We start from the raw sequence: 361 nt of genomic DNA on the forward strand, positions 1-361 counted from the left end.
CTCATTGCCGGCGCATGCACCGAGCTCGCGGGCTCCAGCGCCTGGTTCGAGCGCGGCTTCGTCAGCTACTCGAACGCGGCCAAGACCGAACTGCTGGGCGTCGACGCTGCGCTGATCGAAGCCCACGGCGCGGTCAGCGAGCCGGTGGCGCGCGCCATGGCCGAAGGCGCCATCGCGCATTCGGCAGCGCGCGCCGCAGTGGCCGTGACCGGCGTGGCCGGCCCTACCGGCGGCAGCCCCGACAAGCCGGTCGGCACCGTGTGGTTCGGCTGGTCGGCCGGCGGGCAGCCGGTACGGCTCAGGATACTTCACGCCGGCCAGGTAGAGGCCATCGGGCATGAAGGTGGGCGCAGCCAGGCGG

1 protein-coding gene is annotated in these 361 nt (G+C 73.1%); it reads left to right on the forward strand.

The window, feature by feature from the left end:
- On the forward strand, positions 1 to 361 hold a 361-nt coding region (locus AC1DM9_RS34605), incomplete at both ends, for a CinA family protein (protein WP_477584529.1).

It is taken from the genome of Paenibacillus sp. 01T431 (assembly GCF_056398625.1).